This window comes from Syntrophomonas palmitatica JCM 14374 (genome assembly GCF_001311885.1).
Taxonomy (GTDB): Bacteria; Bacillota; Syntrophomonadia; order Syntrophomonadales; family Syntrophomonadaceae; genus Syntrophomonas_A; species Syntrophomonas_A palmitatica.
On sequence record NZ_BBCE01000026.1, the window covers coordinates 1 to 16,183 of the forward strand.

Below are 16,183 nucleotides of genomic sequence, written 5' to 3' on the forward strand. Positions count from 1 at the left end.
CGTAACCGGTATCAGAAACGACTAATCAGCAATCTAAACGCAGATGAACGCAGATTTTATCTGCGTAAATCTGCGTTGAATTGGTTCTTGTTTTTACACTAAACGCCTGGCGGCGTGGAACAACGAAGCGAATATTTAAGGAGGTTCATGCAAGAGTGAGTGGCCAAAAAGTAAGAATCAGACTGAAAGCCTTTGATCACAAACTTTTAGATAAGTCTTCGCAAACTATTGTGGAGACAGCTAAAAAAATGGATCAAGCGTTTCAGGACCCATTCCCCTGCCGACGGAGAAGAGCATATATACCATTTTGCGTTCTCCCCATGTAAACAAAGACTCACGTGAGCAATTTGAGATGCGGACCCATAAACGTTTAATCGATATCCTGGATCCTAATCCCAAAACGATTGATGCTCTGATGCACCTGGATTTGCCTTCAGGAGTAGATATTGAGATCAAGTTGTAGCCAGTGAGCACGATGCCAGGAGCCAGTGGCAGACAAGGCCTTGAGGCCGGTTATTTTAGAGAAGTGATGTTGGATAACCACTTCCAACCGATCACCAAAGATTTAGTGCTTAGGAGGTAGTATATGTCCAGAAACATTAAGAAGGCCATTCTGGGTACCAAGGTGGGAATGACCCAGATATTTGACGACAATGGTGCAGCAATACCTGTAACCCTGGTTGAAGCGGGTCCTTGCACAGTTTTGCAAAAAAAGACCGTGGATACAGATGGGTACAACGCTATTCAGGTAGGTTTTTACAACCTGAAAGAAAGGAAGGCTAACAAGCCAGCCAAGGGCCATTTTAAAAAGGCAAATGTGAAGCCCCTGCGCTACATTAGAGAATTTCGCATGGAAAATATCGACGCGTATGAGATGGGCCAGGATATTAAGGTTGACGTGTTTGCCGCCGGAGATATGGTGGATGTAGTAGGTACATCCAAAGGCAAAGGATTTGCCGGCGGGGTTAAGCGGCACAACTTTGCGCGCGGATCCATGGGGCATGGCTCGAAATACCATCGCCGTCCTGGTTCGTTGGGAGCCAAGGGTCCGGCCCGTGTTTTTAAAGGCAGGAAACTTCCCGGCCGACTGGGAGGGGAAAGGGTAACGGTACAGGGCTTGAAGGTAGTAAAAGTCTATCCGGATAGAAACCTGCTGCTTATCAAAGGCTCTATCCCCGGGCCCAAGCGGGGTATGGTTATTATTAAGGATTCAGTTAAAGCTTAACGTGATTTTGTTTTAACTCTTTAATAGCGGTACTTGCAAAGGGCTTAACAGATAAACAACCAAATTTGTCAGATTCAGTATTGCACCTATTTGATTTCAAGGAGGTTACGAAAGTGCCCAAGGTTGCTTTGTATGATATGAGCGGGGCTCAGATCGGAGATCTGGAGATTTCTGATGATGTGTTCGGTATAAAGCCTAATGAGGCAGTTCTATATCAGTTTGTTAAAATGCAGCTGGCCAATAAACGAGCCGGTACTGCCTCTACCAAAACCAGATCCGAAGTAAGTGGCGGCGGCAAGAAACCTTGGCGGCAGAAAGGCACTGGCCGTGCCCGCGCCGGCAGTAATCGCAGCCCGGTATGGAAGGGCGGAGGGATTGTATTTGGTCCCAAACCGCGCGATTACTCTATGAAACTGCCCCGTAAGGTCAGACGTTTAGCCATGAAATCGGCCTTATCCAGCAAAGTCCAGGATAACAACCTGATTGTAGTAGACAGCTTAAACTTTGACGAACCCAAAACCAAATTGATGGCTGCCACCCTGGAAGCCTTGAATGCAGGGAAGAAAACCCTGGTGGTAACCGCCGACGGGGACCCGAATGTAGTAAAATCAGCTCGCAATATTCCGGGGGTAAAACCTCTCCGGGTTGATTTTATGAATGTATATGATCTCCTGAACTATGACACCCTTTTGATTACCCGTGATGCGGTGGCCAAAGTAGAGGAGGTATTTGCGTAAATGAAGGATTACCGGGATATCATCATCAGGCCGGTGGTAACGGAGAAATCCATGAACCTGCTGGCTGACAACAAATACACCTTTGTGGTAGATAAAAAGGCCAATAAAACCGAAATAAAGAATGCCATTGAGAACATATTCAATGTCAGGGTTGAAAATGTAAACACTATGATCGTTAAGGGCAAGCCCAAACGCATGGGCAAATACGAAGGCAAGAGGCCCGACCGTAAAAAAGCAATAGTCACGCTCAAGCCCGGGCAGAAGATACGCCTGTTCGAAGGCATGTAATATAGGGCCAGGCGTATTTAAGGAGGTATGATGGAATGGCGATAAAGAAATACAAGCCCACGACCCCAAGCCGCAGGCAGATGACAGCTCTGAGTTTCGCTGAGCTGACAAAAAAAGAGCCCGAAAAAAGCCTGACCCAACCGCTCAAAAGCAAGGCGGGCCGCAATGCCCAGGGAAGGCTGACCGTCAGACATCATGGCGGCGGACATAAACGGTTATACCGTATTATAGATTTCAAACGCAATCGTGATGACATTCCCGCCAAAGTGGCGGCCATAGAATATGATCCTAACCGCAGCGCCAATATTGCTTTGCTGCACTATGCAGATGGCCGCAAAGCCTATATTATTGCCCCTAATAACCTCAAAGTGGGCGATACGGTGGTTTCAGGCCCGGAATCTGATATAAAAGTGGGCAACACCCTGCCCCTGAAAGCCATACCGGTAGGTTCGCTGATTCACAACATAGAACTGAGACCTGGCAAAGGCGGGCAGCTGGTACGTTCCGCCGGGACTGTAGCCCAGTTGATGGCCAAGGAAGGAAATTATGCCCATGTCAGACTGCCTTCCGGAGAAGTCAGGCTGGTGCATGTAAACTGCCGCGCTACCATTGGCCAGGTAGGAAACCTGGATCATGAAAATGTCACTATCGGTAAAGCCGGTCGTTCCCGTTGGATGGGAATCAGGCCTACGGTAAGAGGCTCGGTAATGAACCCGGTAGACCATCCTCATGGCGGTGGCGAGGGCCGGGCTCCCATAGGCAGAAAATACCCTGTATCACCCTGGGGTAAGATAGCTATCGGCGGCAAAACCCGCAAAAAGAAACCATCAGATAAGATGATAGTCAAGAAGCGCAAATAGAAGGAGGTCTTGGTAAATGAGCAGGTCACTCAAGAAAGGACCTTACTGTGAAGAGAAACTGCTGAAAAAAGTCGATGAAATGAACCAATCCGGCCAGAAAAAGGTTATCAAGACCTGGTCGCGGCGGTCCACTATCATGCCGCAGATGATTGGTCACACCCTGGCAGTACATGACGGGCGCAGGCATGTGCCGGTCTATGTAACCGAAGATATGATTGGCATGAAACTGGGAGAATTCGCTCCTACCAGAACTTATCGCGGCCATGCTGGAAAAAACGAGAAAAGGTCGAGGTAGAGAGGGGGGCATAAAGAATGGAAGCCAAAGCAATCGGTAAGCATTTGAGGGTATCACCCTTTAAAGCCAGACAGGTAGCGGACCTCGTGAGAGGAAAAGAAGTAAATGAAGCTATGGGTATTCTGCGGTATACCAATAAAAAGTCCGCTCCAATAATATTCAAAGTGCTTAAATCAGCCATAGCCAACGCTGAACATAACTTTGATATGGATTCCGGCGACCTTTATGTATCGGAAATCTATGTGGATGAAGGCCCCACCCTCAAGCGAATGCGGCCCCGTGCCTATGGAAGAGCCGACGTAAAGCGTCATAGAACCAGCCATGTAACGGTGGTAGTACGGGAAAGGGAGGTTAAATAGTGGGTCAAAAGGTTCATCCCAAGGGATTCAGAATAGGCATCATCAGAGATTGGGATTCCAACTGGTATGCCGATCGTGATTACACCGAACTGGTGCACGAGGATTACAAGATTAGAAACCACATAAAGGACCGTTTTTATGCGGCCGGGGTTTCAAAGGTTGAGATCGGACGCACCGGCAATCGTGTCAGAATTACCATTCACACTGCCCGGCCTGGAATCGTTATCGGACGCGGAGGGCTGGAAGTAGAAAAACTCAAGGTGGATCTTGCCGCTATGACCGGTAAGAACATCAATATCAATATACAAGAAATCAAGAAACCTGAACTCGATGCTCAGATTGTAGCCGAAGGAATTGCCCAGCAGTTAGAAAAACGTGTTTCTTTCCGCCGGGCCATGAAACAGAGTGTAGGCCGTACCATGAGGGCGGGAGCGATTGGTATCAAGGTAGCCATATCAGGACGCCTGGGCGGAGCTGAGATTGCCCGCAGTGAGTGGTACGCCGAAGGTAAAGTTCCCCTGCACACACTGCGTGCCGATGTGGATTATGGATTCGCTGAAGCTGCCACCACTTATGGCAAGATAGGCATCAAAGTGTGGATAAACCGGGGCGAAATACTGCCTGAAGCCAAGAAAAGACCCCAACAGAAAGCAGCGGAGGAGGCAGAATAAAAGATGCTTACCCCAAAAAGAGTTAAACATAGAAAGCAGCACCGGACCTACCCAACGGGCAAGGCTAATAAAGGCAACACCGTTACCTATGGTGACTTCGGATTACAGGCCATGGAACCAGCCTGGATAACCAACCGGCAGATAGAAGCTGCGCGTATAGCTATAAACCGCCACGTTAAAAGAGGCGGAAAGCTCTGGATTAAGATATTTCCTGACCGGCCCTTGACTGTGAAACCTGCTGAAACCCGTATGGGTAAAGGCAAAGGCTCTCCTGAACATTGGGTAGCCGTGGTTAAACCAGGCCGGGTGATGTTTGAACTATCAGGCGTAAACGAGGAAGTGGCTCGTGAAGCCATGCGCCTGGCCGCCAACAAGCTGCCTATCAAGTGCAAGTTTGTGAAAAGAGAAGAAATGGGTGGTGAGCTCGGTGAAAGCTAAGAAAATGAGGGATCTGACCGACGATGAATTAAACAAAAAGGTTTCAGATTATAAAGAAGAATTGTTCAACCTGCGTTTCCAATTGGCGACCGGGCAGCTCGACAATCCTATGCGTATCAGAGATGTCAGAAAAAACATTGCCCGCTGTAAAACCGTGCTGCGTCAGCGGGAAATAGCCCGGGAAAATGAAGTCCAAGTATAAGATCTAAAAAACGGTCTTTATAAAAGTAAAACTAAACCGAGGAGGTCTCAAGCGTGGCCGAGAACCGAGCAAACCGTAAAATAAGAGAAGGCACCGTGACCAGCGACAAAATGGATAAAACCATCACGGTCAGCGTAGAAACGGTCAAACAACATCCGCTGTACAAAAAGACTATTAAAACCAGTAAAAAATACAAGGCCCACGATGAAAACAACGAAGCCAAGGCTGGGGATGTAGTCCGTATTATGGAAACACGCCCTTTAAGTAAAGACAAAAGATGGAGACTGCTGGAAATCGTGCGCCGGGCCAAGACTTTACAATAAGCAGGATACTGCTCTACCGGTTGATTAAGGAAGGGAGGTTGGCAGCGTGATTCAACAGGAAACCATGCTTCAGGTGGGCGATAATACTGGAGCCAAGCGCATTCTGTGCATAAAAGTTATGGGAGGTTCCACCCGCAGGTATGCCACAGTTGGTGATATAATCATCGCTTCAGTGAAAGAAGCTGCTCCAGGCGGCGTTGTTAAAAAAGGCGATGTTGTAAAGGCGGTAGTGGTAAGAACCAAGAAGGAAATCCGTCGGCCAGACGGTTCTCATATAGCCTTTTCCGAGAATGCGGCGGTTATTATAGACGATAACGGAAATCCCAAAGGAACTCGAATATTTGGACCTGTAGCCCGGGAACTGAGAGAAAAGAACTATATGAAGATCGTCTCTTTAGCTCCTGAGGTGCTATAGACGATGGAGGTGTAAAGATGCATATCAAGAAGGGAGATACCGTTCAGATTACCACCGGCAAAGACGCGGGCAAAAAGGGCAAGGTACTGAAGGTGATCCCGCGAACCAATCGCGTGGTCGTTGAAGGGGCCAACCGGGTTAAAAAGCACCAGCGGCCTACCCGGGCGCTTCCTCAGGGTGGAATATTGAAAATAGAAAGCCCGCTGCATGCTTCCAATGTGATGCTGGTTTGCAATAAATGCCACCGTCCACCCGGGTGGGAAAAACCATACTCGATAATGGCGAAAAGGTCAGAGTATGCAAAAAATGCAATGAGATTATGGACTAAAACTCCAGAAAGGAGGCCAGCGCATAAATGTCCAGGTTACAAGATTTGTATAAAAACGATATTACCCCGAAACTGATGGAGAAATTTAAATATAAAAACATTATGGAAGTACCAAAAGTGGAACGGGTGGTTATTAACATCGGGGTAGGCGAAGCATTCAGAACCCCAAGACACTTGACGGTGCGGTCAACGATCTCACTCTGATTTCCGGGCAAAAACCGGTGGTAACCAGAGCCAAGAAATCTATCGCCGGTTTTAAACTGCGTGAAGGGATGCCAATCGGATGCAAAGTTACCCTGCGGGGCGAACGCATGTATGATTTTCTTGACCGCCTGATAAATCTATCCCTGCCCAGGGTTCGCGACTTCAGAGGAGTATCGCCGCAGGCTTTTGACGGCCGGGGGAATTATGCCCTGGGAATAAAGGAGCAGACCATTTTCCCGGAGATCGATTATGACAAAATCGATAAGATCAGGGGCCTGGAAGTAGTAGTTGTAACCACGGCGAAAACCGATGAGGAAGCCAGGGAGTTGCTCAAGGGCATGGGCATGCCATTCAGATGAGAAGGGGGATAGTATAGAATGGCCAAGAAAGCTATGATCGCAAAGCAAAAACGCCCGCAGAAGTTCGAGGTGAGAGGCTACAACCGCTGCAAAATTTGCGGAAGGCCCAGAGCCTATATGCGTAAATTCGGTATCTGCCGGGTGTGTTTCCGCGAAATGGCCCACCGGGGCGAACTTCCGGGAATAACCAAGTCCAGCTGGTAAGGATTATTAAGAGCCACAGATTAACACAGATTAGGAAACCAACAGGTGAACATGGGACTAATATAAACCTGGTGGAAGTTATAGTATAATTTGTGTCTATTTCAACACGCGAGGAGGTATAGACTATGGCCATGACTGATCCCGTAGCTGATTTCCTGACCCGCATCAGAAACGGAAATATGGTCATGCACGAGAGTGTTGAGGTGCCCAGTTCCAAGTTAAAGCTGGGTATATCCGGAATACTCAAAGATGAAGGCTACATTAAAGATTTTGAATATATTGAGGACGACAAGCAGGGCATTATCCGGATATTCCTGAAATATGGCCCTAACAAGCAAAGGGTTATCACAGGAATCAAACGGATCAGCAAACCCGGACTAAGGGTTTATGTTAAAAAGGATGAAGTGCCCAAGGTGCTTGGCGGACTGGGAACCGCTGTAATATCAACCTCCCAGGGCTTGATGACCGACAAAATGGCTCGCAAGCAAGGTCTGGGCGGCGAAGTAATATGTTATATATGGTAGCTGAAGGAGGGCTATGAGGTGTCACGAATTGGTAAAAAACCTATCAGTCTACCAGCCGGAGTTGAAATTAAACTGGACGGACAAAACGTTACCGTAAAAGGGCCGCGTGGAGTATTGAACCAGTCTTTTCCTCCCGGAATCAGTATTGTGCAGGAAGAGGGCCAGGTTCTGGTACAAAGAGCCAGCGACGCTAAACAGGACCGCGCCTATCACGGCTTGAGCCGGGCTTTGCTTGCCAATATGGTAACGGGCGTCAGCAGCGGTTTTGAAAAGAAACTCGAAATGGTAGGCGTGGGTTATCGTGCTTCAATGCAGGGTAAAAAACTGGTTTTAAGCATCGGATTTTCCCATCCAGTAGAAATCGACCCACCGGAAGGTATAGAGTTTGAAGTTCCGGCTGTAACCAAGATTACGGTCAAGGGTATTGATAAGCAGTTGGTAGGAAATACCGCAGCCGTAATAAGAAAGATACGTGAACCTGAGCCATATAAGGGCAAAGGTATCAAATATGAAAACGAAGTGATCAGGCGGAAGGCCGGCAAAGCCGGTGGCAGATAAAACGGGAAAGGAGTGAGCAGCATGATAAAAAAGCCCGCTAAAAAGAAACTGCAAGAATCCAAACACCTGCGTATCAGGCGTAAAATATCAGGGACAGCCGAAACCCCGCGGCTCTGTATTTATAAGAGCCTGCAACACATATATGCCCAGATCATTGATGATCAGATGGGGGTTACCCTGGTAGCTGCCTCGACTCTGGAACCCGAGATGCGCGATCTGCCTTCCCGGACCAATATTGCAGCAGCCCAACGCGTGGGTGAGAGTATTGCTGAAAAGGCCAAAGCCAAGGGGATAACCACGGTAGTTTTTGATCGTAACGGATATAAGTACCATGGCTGTGTAGCTGCCTTAGCTGACGCCGCACGGGAAAAGGGACTTGAATTCTAGAATTCAGCCAAGAAGCAAGGAGGGAAACGATGATCGAGAAAGAACAGGCTGGCCCGGAATATATAGAAAAAGTAGTTAGTGTTCGCAGGGTGGCCAAAGTGGTCAAGGGTGGACGCCGCTTCAGCTTCAGCGCCCTGGTAGTGGTAGGCGACGGGGAAGGCAAGGTCGGCACGGGCAAAGGCAAAGCCACCGAGGTACCGGAAGCTATTCGCAAAGCCATGGAAATGGCGAAAAAGAATATGATTGAAGTACCGTTAATTGACCAGAGGACTATTCCCCATCTTATTATCGGGCGTTTTGGAGCTGGTGAAATCCTCCTGAAGCTGCGTCCGCAGGTACGGGAGTAATAGCTGGAGGCCCGGTGCGTGCAGTTTTAGAAGCTGCGGGTATCAAAGACATCCTCACTAAATCTCTGGGATCAGCCAATGCCATTAACATGGTTTATGCCACGATGGAAGGCTTAAAGAGCCTGAAACGGGTTGAAGATGTGGCCCGCATGCGGGGCCGGACCCCGGAAGATATCCTGGGCTAGGGAGGGATAAGACTTGGCCAAACAATTAAAGATAACCTGGACTAAAAGTTTCATAGCTTGTCCTCAAACCCAGCGTGATACGATTAAAAGCCTGGGGCTGAGGAAACTTCACCAGAGTGTTATCAAAGATGACTGCCCTGAAATCAGGGGGCAGGTTAATAAAGTGATACACCTGGTGCAGGTAGAAGAAATATAAACTCATCAGGGAGGTTTTACGGTGAAACTTAATGAGTTGAAGGCCCCATCCGGCGCCAATAAGCGCATTAAGAGAGTGGGCCGCGGGCCCGGTTCCGGGCATGGGAAAACCTCTACCCGTGGACATAAGGGACAGAAATCCCGCTCCGGCGCCAGTATCAGGCCGGGATTTGAAGGCGGCCAGATGCCTTTGCAAAGACGGTTGCCCAAACGTGGCTTCAATAATGCAGTATTTAAAAAGGAATATGCCATTATCAATGTTTCCGACCTGAACGTTTTTGAAAATGGCGCTGAAATTACCCCGGAAGTATTGCGGGAAGCCGGAATGGTGAAGAAACTTAAGGACGGCGTTAAATTGCTGGGTAACGGCGACCTGGAAAAGAAACTGAACATCAAGGTTCATAAAGTCAGCAAGCAAGCTGAAGAAAAGGTTACAGCCCGGGGTGGCAAAGTAGAGGTGATTTGATGATCGGGTCATTACAGCAGGCGTGGAAAGTCAGCGACTTGAGATCAAAACTGCTTTTTACCCTTTTTATGCTGCTGGTATTCAGAATCGGGGCTCACATACCGGTTCCCGGGATCAACGCCGATGCCTTGCAACAGCTCCTGGGCGGACAGTTGTTCGGATTCTTTGACATAATATCCGGAGGCGCTTTCAAGCGCTTCAGTATATTCGCCATGAGTATTACTCCTTATATTAATGCTTCAATTATATTGTCGTTATTACAGGTAGTAATACCCAGGCTGGAGGAACTTTCCAAAGAAGGCGACGAAGGCAGAAAGATCCTGGCCCAGTATACCCGCTACGGCACTATTGTTCTGGCGTTTATCCAGGCTTTCGGCATGTCAGTGGCTCTGGGGCGCAGCAATGCTCTAACCAATCCGGGTTTCGTATCATACATGGTAATATCGATATCACTTACTGCCGGAACCGCTCTTTTGATGTGGATAGGGGAAATGATAACCGAGAAGGGAATAGGCAACGGCATATCCCTGATAATATTTGCTGGTATCGTAGCCCGCCTGCCGCAGCAAATAGGCGGAGTGATTCAGGAGCTGGTGGGCGGAATTATCGGTGCGTTTAACATAGTCATTTTTATAGTAATGGCACTGGCGGTAATCGCCGCTATTATAGCGGTTAATGAAGGGCAGAGAAGGCTGCCGGTTCAGTACGCCAAGCGGGTAGTCGGTCGCAAACTCTACGGAGGTCAGAGCACCTTCCTGCCGCTTAAGGTTAATGCCGCCGGGGTTATTCCCATCATCTTCGCTATGTCGCTGATGATGTTCCCGGCCACAATTGGTTCTTGGATGAGTCCGACTTCGGGCTTTAACAATTTTTTGAATCATTATTTCAAATTTAGCGGTGTGTTATATAATGTTCTTTATGCGGCATTGATCATTTTCTTTACCTATTTCTATGTTTCTATAATTTTTAATCCTATGGATGTAGCAGAGAACATAAAAAAAATACGGGGGTTTTGTTCCCGGCATCAGGCCAGGTAGACCTACAGCCGAGTATATTGACAAGGTTCTGTCAAGATTAACTCTGGCCGGAGGTGTGTTTTTGGCTTTGATAGCGGTGCTGCCCAATATATTTATTGCTCTTACTGGGGTTACGAGCTTTTGGTTCGGGGGAACCTCGCTGTTGATCGTAGTGGGCGTGGCCCTGGATACCATGAAGCAGATAGAATCCCACCTCTTGTTGCGCAGCTATGAGGGTTTTGTAAAATAGGAGATGATACCGGTGAATATAGTATTAATGGGTCCCCCCGGGGCAGGCAAAGGAACCCAGGCGGAATTTATCAAAGCTCGTTATCCTATTCCCCATATTTCCACCGGGGATATATTTCGCGAAGCGGTAGCGAATGGAACTGAGCTGGGCAAGAAGGCTAAAACTTATATGGACAGCGGTCAATTGGTTCCCGATGAGGTTACCATTGGCATTATTGAAGAAAGGCTGGCCCGCGAAGACTGCCAGAAGGGTTTTCTTTTGGATGGATTTCCCCGCACCACTGTGCAGGCCGAAGCACTGGATAAGGCTCTGGCCCTTACAGGAAGAAAGATAGAAGCCGCTATAAATATAAGCGTGCCAAATGAAATTCTGGTAGAACGTATGTCCGGGCGTATTAGCTGCAAAGATTGCAAAACGGTGTATAATTTAAAGTTCAATCCTCCGGCTAAGGCAGGCATATGTGACCGCTGCGGGGGAGAACTGATACAGCGCAGTGACGACCGCGGAGATACGGTAGGCAAACGTTTAGAGGTATATATGGAACAAACTAATCCCTTGCTGGATTACTATAAGGCGCAAGGTTTACTGCATGATATTGACGGCAATAGGGATACAGAGGTTGTTTTTGCAGACGTTAGAAGCATCCTGGAGAAATTACAATGATAATTTTGAAAACTCCGGATGAAATCAAAATAATGCGCGCCGCAGGGCTTGCGGTGGCACAGATTTTGAAGCGCCTGGAGGATGAAACTAAAGTCGGCATAACCACCGGGGAACTAAATGCCATTGCTGAAGCAGAAACTCAAGCGCGAGGGGCTGTTCCCTTGTTTAAGAATTATCCTAATTCCAAACCAGGGGCCAGGCCCTTTCCGGGAGCTATCTGTGCCTCAATTAATGAAGAAGTTGTACATGGAATACCCGGAGATAGAAAGCTGAAAGAGGGAGATATAATAAGCATTGACTTCGGCCTATTGTTGGATGGCTTTTGCGGAGATGCCGCGGTAACCATTCCCGTTGGCAAAGTCTCAGCTAAAGCTTTAAAGCTGGTTAAGACTACTGAGCAGGCTCTGATGAAAGGCATAGCTCAGGCTAAAATAGGCAATCGTCTGGGGGCGGTTGGCAATGCCGTACAGAGCTATGCTGAAAAACATTCTTATTCAGTAGTACGCGAGTTTGTAGGCCACGGCATTGGCCGTGATATGCATGAAGCCCCTCCGGTTCCGAATTACGGAAGAGCTGACCGGGGGCCGGCGTTAAAAGCGGGAATGACTATCGCTATTGAGCCCATGGTTAATGAGGGAGGGCATGGCGTGTATACTAAAGCCGATGATTGGACCGTTGTTACTAAAGATGGAAGTCTCTCAGCTCATTTTGAACATACTGTGGCTATCACCGAGCGGGGTCCCATCATTCTTACCTCCAGGTGACGGGGGTGAGAACCATGCTCGATGAAAGGCTGGGCCGGGTGGTTATTTCCAAATCCGGCCGCGATAAAGGCAGAATGTTTGTAGTGGTTCAGATAGTCAATGACAGGTTTGTTATGCTGGCAGACGGGGATTTGCGTAAAATAGAAAATCCCAAACTAAAAAATTTAAATCATATTCAGTTTACCAATATGAAAGCTGAGGATGTACTTGATTATCTGGCTCGGGGGGAAACTCCCGGAAATCACATCTTTCGTAAGAACCTGAAGCGGCTCTTGGAGAACGGAGAAAGAGATGGGAAGGAGGTCTGGTAAATGGTGGCCAAGGATGATGTAATTGAAGTCGAGGGTAAAGTTATTGAACCATTGCCCAATGCCATGTTCCGGGTGGAACTAGAGAACGGCTATAAAGTCCTCGCCCATATCTCCGGAAAAATGCGCATGAATTTTATCAGAATACTACCCGGTGACCGGGTTATGGTGGAACTCTCACCCTATGACCTGAATCGCGGACGTATTATATATCGTTTCAAATAGAATGTAAACCAGGCAAATTAAGGAGGTAAATAGAGTGAAAGTAAGGCCCTCGGTAAAACCCATGTGCGAAAAATGCAAGATCATCAAGCGCAATGGCAAAGTGATGGTGATATGTGAAAACCCCAAACACAAGCAGGTTCAGGGTTAAGAAAGCAGGAGGTGAAAGAAAATGGCTAGAATAGCTGGAGTTGACCTGCCCCGCGACAAACGAGTGGAGGTTTCACTTACCTATATATTTGGTATCGGACGGCCATCATCGCGCAAGATTCTGGCTGAAGCAGGTATAAATCCGGATACCAGAGTGAAAGATTTAACCGAGGAAGAAGTTGCCAGGTTAAGGGAAATCATTGAAAAACAATACACAGTTGAAGGCGACCTTCGTCGACAAGTTAGTATGGATATCAAGCGTTTAATGGACCTGGGCTGCTATCGCGGCTTGCGTCACCGCCGCGGCTTGCCGGTAAGGGGTCAGAATACCAAGAACAACGCGCGCACCCGCAAGGGACCCAAACGTACTGTTGCCGGCAAGAAAAAATAGCTGAAGGGGGAAGAATGAGTGGCACGAAGAACCAGTACCCGCATTAAAAAACGGGAAAAGAAGAATATCGAGCAGGGTATCGCTCACATCAAATCGACCTTTAACAATACCATCATATCGATAACGGATCGTCATGGCAACGCTATCTCCTGGGCCAGCGCCGGAACGGTTGGGTTTAAAGGCTCCAGAAAGAGCACGCCCTTTGCCGCCCAGCAGGCTGCTGAAAATGCAGCTCGCCAGGCTATGGAACATGGACTTAAGGAAGTAGAATGTTTTGTAAAAGGTCCGGGAGCAGGCCGTGAAGCTGCTATCCGTTCTCTACAGGCAGCAGGACTGGAAGTCAGCGTCATTAAGGACGTAACCCCCATTCCGCATAACGGTTGCAGGCCACCGAAAAGAAGAAGGGTTTAAGGAGGTAGCGGTTTAAGTGGGAAGATACACTGATGCAGTATGTCGCCAGTGCCGCAGGGAAGGCGAAAAGCTTTTCCTGAAGGGAGATAGATGTTATTCACAAAAATGTGCTATTGAAAAGAAACCGTTTGTGCCGGGAGCCCATGGCCGTGATCGCCGGGGCAAGGTGAGCGAATACGGCCTGCAGCTGCGGGAGAAACAAAAAACCCGCCGCATCTACGGGGTTTTGGAAAAACAATTCCGCAACTATTTTACGGAAGCGGATCGCAAAACCGGCATTACCGGCGAAAACTTGCTGATTCTATTAGAAAGACGGCTGGATAATGTAGTCTATCGTTTAGGTTTTGCAGCGTCACGCAAGGAAGCTCGTCAATTAGTCAACCACGGGCATTTTACTATCAACGGCAAAAAAGCCAGTATTCCTTCGATGTTGGTGAAGGTTGGCGATGTAATTCAGGTTAAGGCAAAGAGCATGGAATCACCCAAGTTTCAGGAAATAAAGGATCAGGCTGCTTATAAGACGCCGCCCGAGTGGCTGAGTGTTCATGTTGACAGCATGACCGGCAGCGTTTTGGCTTACCCGCGCAGGGATCAGATTGACACCCTGGTTAATGAGCAGTTAATCGTTGAATTATACTCCAGATAATCAACTTTACCTGCAGACAAGGTTAAGTTGACTATATAGATCGGCCACTGGACCATTCTCGCAGGAGGATGGAAGTCCTTGGCAGCATATAGTTTGCCGGACGACCGGGCGAATATACAAAGGAGGGGATAAATGGATGCTCGAGATGGAGAAACCAAGGATCGAGTGTGTAGAAAAGAACCCCGAAACTAATTATGGCAGATTTGTGATTGAACCTCTGGAGAGGGGATATGGAACCACTCTGGGCAATTCCCTGCGCCGGGTTTTGCTGTCATCCCTGCCGGGAGCAGCGGTAAGTTCGATTAAGATTGAGGGGGTATTGCACGAGTTTTCAACCATCCCTGGAGTTCTGGAAGATACTACTGAGATAATCCTGAACATAAAAAAACTGGTACTCAAATATGATGGCACTGAACGTAAGATAATCAGAATTGAACATAGCGGTCCCAAGGAATTAACGGCTGCCGATATAGAACAGGACGCGGAAGTAGAGGTTTTGAATCCGCAGCTGCATATCGCCACACTGGATGAAGACGCCAAGATATCGATTGAAATGACTGTAGAACGCGGACGCGGCTATGTGAGCGCCGATCAGCAGCCAAACAAAAATGACGATATTGTGGGTTTAATACCTATTGACTCTATATATACCCCGGTATTAAGAGTTAATTACACGGTAGACAATACCCGCGTAGGCAAAAGGACCGACTATGACAAATTGACCCTAGAGGTGTGGACAAATGGCAGCATCAGCCCCGAAGAGGCGATCAGCCTGTCAGCCAAAATACTCATCGAGTACCTGAGGCTCTTTACGGAGATCAATGATAATTTCACCCAGGTTGAAATACTGGTGGAAAAAGAAGAAGAGAAACGGGATAAGATCCTGGAAATGTCCATTGAAGAACTGGAGTTGTCGGTCAGGGCCTCCAATGGCTTGAAACGTGCCAATATAAATACCGTGGGTGACTTGATTGAAAAGACTCGTGAAGAGATGAGCAAGATCAGGAACCTGGGCCAGAAGTCGCTGGAAGAGATTGAAAGAAAACTTAAGGAACTGAATCTTTCTTTCAAGAAAGCGGAGGATTAGAAAGGAGAGGCATAAGTGGGCTACCGTAGATTGGGCTTAAGAAGTGATCACAGACAAGCCGTATTAAGAAATTCGGTTACGTCTTTACTGGAACATGAAAGAATTAACACCACTGAAACCAGGGCTAAAGAGATTCAACGTTTAGCCGAAAAGATGATCACCCTGGGCAAGAGAGGCGATCTGCATGCGCGTCGTCAGGCCCTGTCATATTTGACCAGCGAAGGCACCGTGCATAAACTGTTTACCGATATCGCTGACCGTTACAGTGAGCGCCAGGGAGGCTATACCCGGGTGATAAAGATGGGCTTTCGCAAAGGTGATGGCGCTCCTATGGTGATCTTAGAATTAGTTGATTAAAACGATCCGGCTGAGCCGTATCACATATACTATGCCGGCAGTTTATTACCTGCCATCCGTGATCTGAGCCTGGAGATATCTCCGGGCGAGTCTATGTCGAATTACGGATGTAATGCTTCCGGCAGATCAACCCTGGCCCGTTTATGGAACGGGCTTTTGCTTTTGTATAGGAAAGCAAAGTCAAAGTGTCAAGGGGACGGTTCTCTTGACACTTTTTATCTTAAAAGCTTAAGATGAACAAAGCTATTCTTTGGTCAAAGGAGGCAAAAGCTATGCCCAGACACCAGCGGATACTGAGCGAAAACGGAACCTATCATGTAATGCTGCGTGGAAACGAAAGAAAGAACT

The 16,183-nt window shown here is 47.9% G+C and carries 27 protein-coding genes and 5 pseudogenes; all 32 read left to right on the forward strand.

Going from position 1 to position 16,183, the window contains the following annotated elements; translation table 11 throughout:
- The first annotated feature begins 155 nt into the window (after positions 1-155).
- A pseudogene (rpsJ, locus tag JCM14374_RS12045) lies at positions 156-463 on the forward strand (30S ribosomal protein S10).
- Positions 464-598: 135 nt separating this feature from the next.
- Complete coding sequence (gene rplC / locus JCM14374_RS12050; protein ID WP_054697870.1) at positions 599-1,225, forward strand: 50S ribosomal protein L3; 627 nt, start codon at positions 599-601, stop codon at positions 1,223-1,225.
- A gap of 113 nt (positions 1,226-1,338) precedes the next feature.
- Entirely contained in the window at positions 1,339-1,962 is a 624-nt protein-coding gene (gene rplD / locus JCM14374_RS12055; protein WP_054697784.1) for a 50S ribosomal protein L4, read from the forward strand.
- Positions 1,963-2,250: a 50S ribosomal protein L23 gene (gene rplW / locus JCM14374_RS12060; protein WP_054697788.1), complete on the forward strand. Its 288-nt coding sequence runs from the start codon at positions 1,963-1,965 to the stop codon at positions 2,248-2,250. It begins immediately after the preceding gene.
- Positions 2,251-2,285: 35 nt separating this feature from the next.
- Positions 2,286-3,110 carry a 50S ribosomal protein L2 gene (rplB, locus tag JCM14374_RS12065; RefSeq protein WP_054697790.1) on the forward strand — a complete coding sequence of 275 codons (825 nt, stop codon included), beginning with the start codon at positions 2,286-2,288 and terminating at the stop codon, positions 3,108-3,110.
- 16 nt (positions 3,111-3,126) lie between these two features.
- On the forward strand, positions 3,127-3,405 hold the full coding sequence (gene rpsS, locus JCM14374_RS12070) for a 30S ribosomal protein S19 (protein WP_054697793.1): 279 nt from the start codon (positions 3,127-3,129) through the stop codon (positions 3,403-3,405).
- A gap of 17 nt (positions 3,406-3,422) precedes the next feature.
- A complete protein-coding gene (rplV, locus tag JCM14374_RS12075; protein WP_054697796.1) occupies positions 3,423-3,764 on the forward strand; it encodes a 50S ribosomal protein L22 in 342 nt (113 codons plus the stop codon).
- Complete coding sequence (rpsC, locus tag JCM14374_RS12080; protein WP_054697799.1) at positions 3,764-4,435, forward strand: 30S ribosomal protein S3; 672 nt, start codon at positions 3,764-3,766, stop codon at positions 4,433-4,435. The genes rplV and rpsC overlap by 1 nt, the downstream gene beginning before the upstream one ends.
- A gap of 3 nt (positions 4,436-4,438) precedes the next feature.
- Positions 4,439-4,873 carry a 50S ribosomal protein L16 gene (rplP, locus tag JCM14374_RS12085; RefSeq protein WP_054697802.1) on the forward strand — a complete coding sequence of 145 codons (435 nt, stop codon included), beginning with the start codon at positions 4,439-4,441 and terminating at the stop codon, positions 4,871-4,873.
- Positions 4,863-5,075, forward strand: coding sequence for a 50S ribosomal protein L29 (gene rpmC, locus JCM14374_RS12090; RefSeq protein WP_054697804.1), 213 nt, complete (start codon positions 4,863-4,865; stop codon positions 5,073-5,075). The genes rplP and rpmC overlap by 11 nt, the downstream gene beginning before the upstream one ends.
- 53 nt (positions 5,076-5,128) lie before the next feature.
- On the forward strand, positions 5,129-5,398 hold the full coding sequence (gene rpsQ / locus JCM14374_RS12095) for a 30S ribosomal protein S17 (protein ID WP_083454084.1): 270 nt from the start codon (positions 5,129-5,131) through the stop codon (positions 5,396-5,398).
- Between the two features lie 46 nt (positions 5,399-5,444).
- On the forward strand, positions 5,445-5,813 hold the full coding sequence (gene rplN / locus JCM14374_RS12100) for a 50S ribosomal protein L14 (RefSeq protein ID WP_054697806.1): 369 nt from the start codon (positions 5,445-5,447) through the stop codon (positions 5,811-5,813).
- Positions 5,814-5,830: 17 nt separating this feature from the next.
- Positions 5,831-6,141, forward strand: a pseudogene (gene rplX / locus JCM14374_RS12105) (50S ribosomal protein L24).
- 27 nt (positions 6,142-6,168) lie between these two features.
- Positions 6,169-6,704: pseudogene (rplE, locus tag JCM14374_RS12110) on the forward strand (50S ribosomal protein L5).
- 18 nt (positions 6,705-6,722) lie between these two features.
- Complete coding sequence (locus JCM14374_RS12115) at positions 6,723-6,908, forward strand: type Z 30S ribosomal protein S14 (protein WP_054697812.1); 186 nt, start codon at positions 6,723-6,725, stop codon at positions 6,906-6,908.
- 125 nt (positions 6,909-7,033) lie between these two features.
- Positions 7,034-7,432: a 30S ribosomal protein S8 gene (rpsH, locus tag JCM14374_RS12120; protein ID WP_054697815.1), complete on the forward strand. Its 399-nt coding sequence runs from the start codon at positions 7,034-7,036 to the stop codon at positions 7,430-7,432.
- An 18-nt stretch (positions 7,433-7,450) separates the two neighbouring features.
- Entirely contained in the window at positions 7,451-7,990 is a 540-nt protein-coding gene (rplF, locus tag JCM14374_RS12125) for a 50S ribosomal protein L6 (protein WP_054697818.1), read from the forward strand.
- A gap of 21 nt (positions 7,991-8,011) precedes the next feature.
- A complete protein-coding gene (rplR, locus tag JCM14374_RS12130) occupies positions 8,012-8,377 on the forward strand; it encodes a 50S ribosomal protein L18 (protein ID WP_083454085.1) in 366 nt (121 codons plus the stop codon).
- Between the two features lie 29 nt (positions 8,378-8,406).
- A pseudogene (rpsE, locus tag JCM14374_RS12135) lies at positions 8,407-8,909 on the forward strand (30S ribosomal protein S5).
- 13 nt (positions 8,910-8,922) lie between these two features.
- Entirely contained in the window at positions 8,923-9,105 is a 183-nt protein-coding gene (rpmD, locus tag JCM14374_RS12140; protein WP_054697828.1) for a 50S ribosomal protein L30, read from the forward strand.
- 21 nt (positions 9,106-9,126) lie between these two features.
- Positions 9,127-9,570 carry a 50S ribosomal protein L15 gene (gene rplO, locus JCM14374_RS12145; protein ID WP_054697830.1) on the forward strand — a complete coding sequence of 148 codons (444 nt, stop codon included), beginning with the start codon at positions 9,127-9,129 and terminating at the stop codon, positions 9,568-9,570.
- Positions 9,570-10,836: pseudogene (secY, locus tag JCM14374_RS12150) on the forward strand (preprotein translocase subunit SecY). Before rplO ends, secY begins: the two are co-directional and overlap by 1 nt.
- A 12-nt stretch (positions 10,837-10,848) precedes the next feature.
- Positions 10,849-11,499 (forward strand): adenylate kinase, encoded by a 651-nt coding sequence (locus JCM14374_RS12155; protein ID WP_054697845.1) that lies wholly within the window; start codon positions 10,849-10,851, stop codon positions 11,497-11,499.
- Positions 11,496-12,263 carry a type I methionyl aminopeptidase gene (gene map / locus JCM14374_RS12160; RefSeq protein ID WP_054697847.1) on the forward strand — a complete coding sequence of 256 codons (768 nt, stop codon included), beginning with the start codon at positions 11,496-11,498 and terminating at the stop codon, positions 12,261-12,263. The genes JCM14374_RS12155 and map overlap by 4 nt, the downstream gene beginning before the upstream one ends.
- Positions 12,264-12,277: 14 nt before the next feature.
- The gene (locus JCM14374_RS12165) at positions 12,278-12,574 is read left to right on the forward strand and encodes a KOW domain-containing RNA-binding protein (RefSeq protein WP_054697850.1); all 297 of its coding nucleotides are present in this window, start codon (positions 12,278-12,280) and stop codon (positions 12,572-12,574) included.
- A 3-nt stretch (positions 12,575-12,577) separates the two neighbouring features.
- Entirely contained in the window at positions 12,578-12,796 is a 219-nt protein-coding gene (gene infA, locus JCM14374_RS12170; protein ID WP_054697875.1) for a translation initiation factor IF-1, read from the forward strand.
- A gap of 34 nt (positions 12,797-12,830) precedes the next feature.
- Positions 12,831-12,944 carry a 50S ribosomal protein L36 gene (gene rpmJ / locus JCM14374_RS12175; RefSeq protein ID WP_054697853.1) on the forward strand — a complete coding sequence of 38 codons (114 nt, stop codon included), beginning with the start codon at positions 12,831-12,833 and terminating at the stop codon, positions 12,942-12,944.
- A 21-nt stretch (positions 12,945-12,965) separates the two neighbouring features.
- The gene (gene rpsM, locus JCM14374_RS12180) at positions 12,966-13,334 is read left to right on the forward strand and encodes a 30S ribosomal protein S13 (RefSeq protein ID WP_054697856.1); all 369 of its coding nucleotides are present in this window, start codon (positions 12,966-12,968) and stop codon (positions 13,332-13,334) included.
- A gap of 18 nt (positions 13,335-13,352) precedes the next feature.
- Complete coding sequence (rpsK, locus tag JCM14374_RS12185; RefSeq protein WP_054697858.1) at positions 13,353-13,745, forward strand: 30S ribosomal protein S11; 393 nt, start codon at positions 13,353-13,355, stop codon at positions 13,743-13,745.
- Between the two features lie 16 nt (positions 13,746-13,761).
- Positions 13,762-14,391, forward strand: coding sequence for a 30S ribosomal protein S4 (gene rpsD, locus JCM14374_RS12190; RefSeq protein WP_054697860.1), 630 nt, complete (start codon positions 13,762-13,764; stop codon positions 14,389-14,391).
- Positions 14,392-14,527: 136 nt separating this feature from the next.
- Positions 14,528-15,478 carry a DNA-directed RNA polymerase subunit alpha gene (locus JCM14374_RS12195; protein WP_054697863.1) on the forward strand — a complete coding sequence of 317 codons (951 nt, stop codon included), beginning with the start codon at positions 14,528-14,530 and terminating at the stop codon, positions 15,476-15,478.
- Positions 15,479-15,493: 15 nt separating this feature from the next.
- Positions 15,494-15,835 carry a 50S ribosomal protein L17 gene (gene rplQ / locus JCM14374_RS12200; RefSeq protein WP_054697867.1) on the forward strand — a complete coding sequence of 114 codons (342 nt, stop codon included), beginning with the start codon at positions 15,494-15,496 and terminating at the stop codon, positions 15,833-15,835.
- The last annotated feature ends 348 nt before the right edge of the window (positions 15,836-16,183 follow it).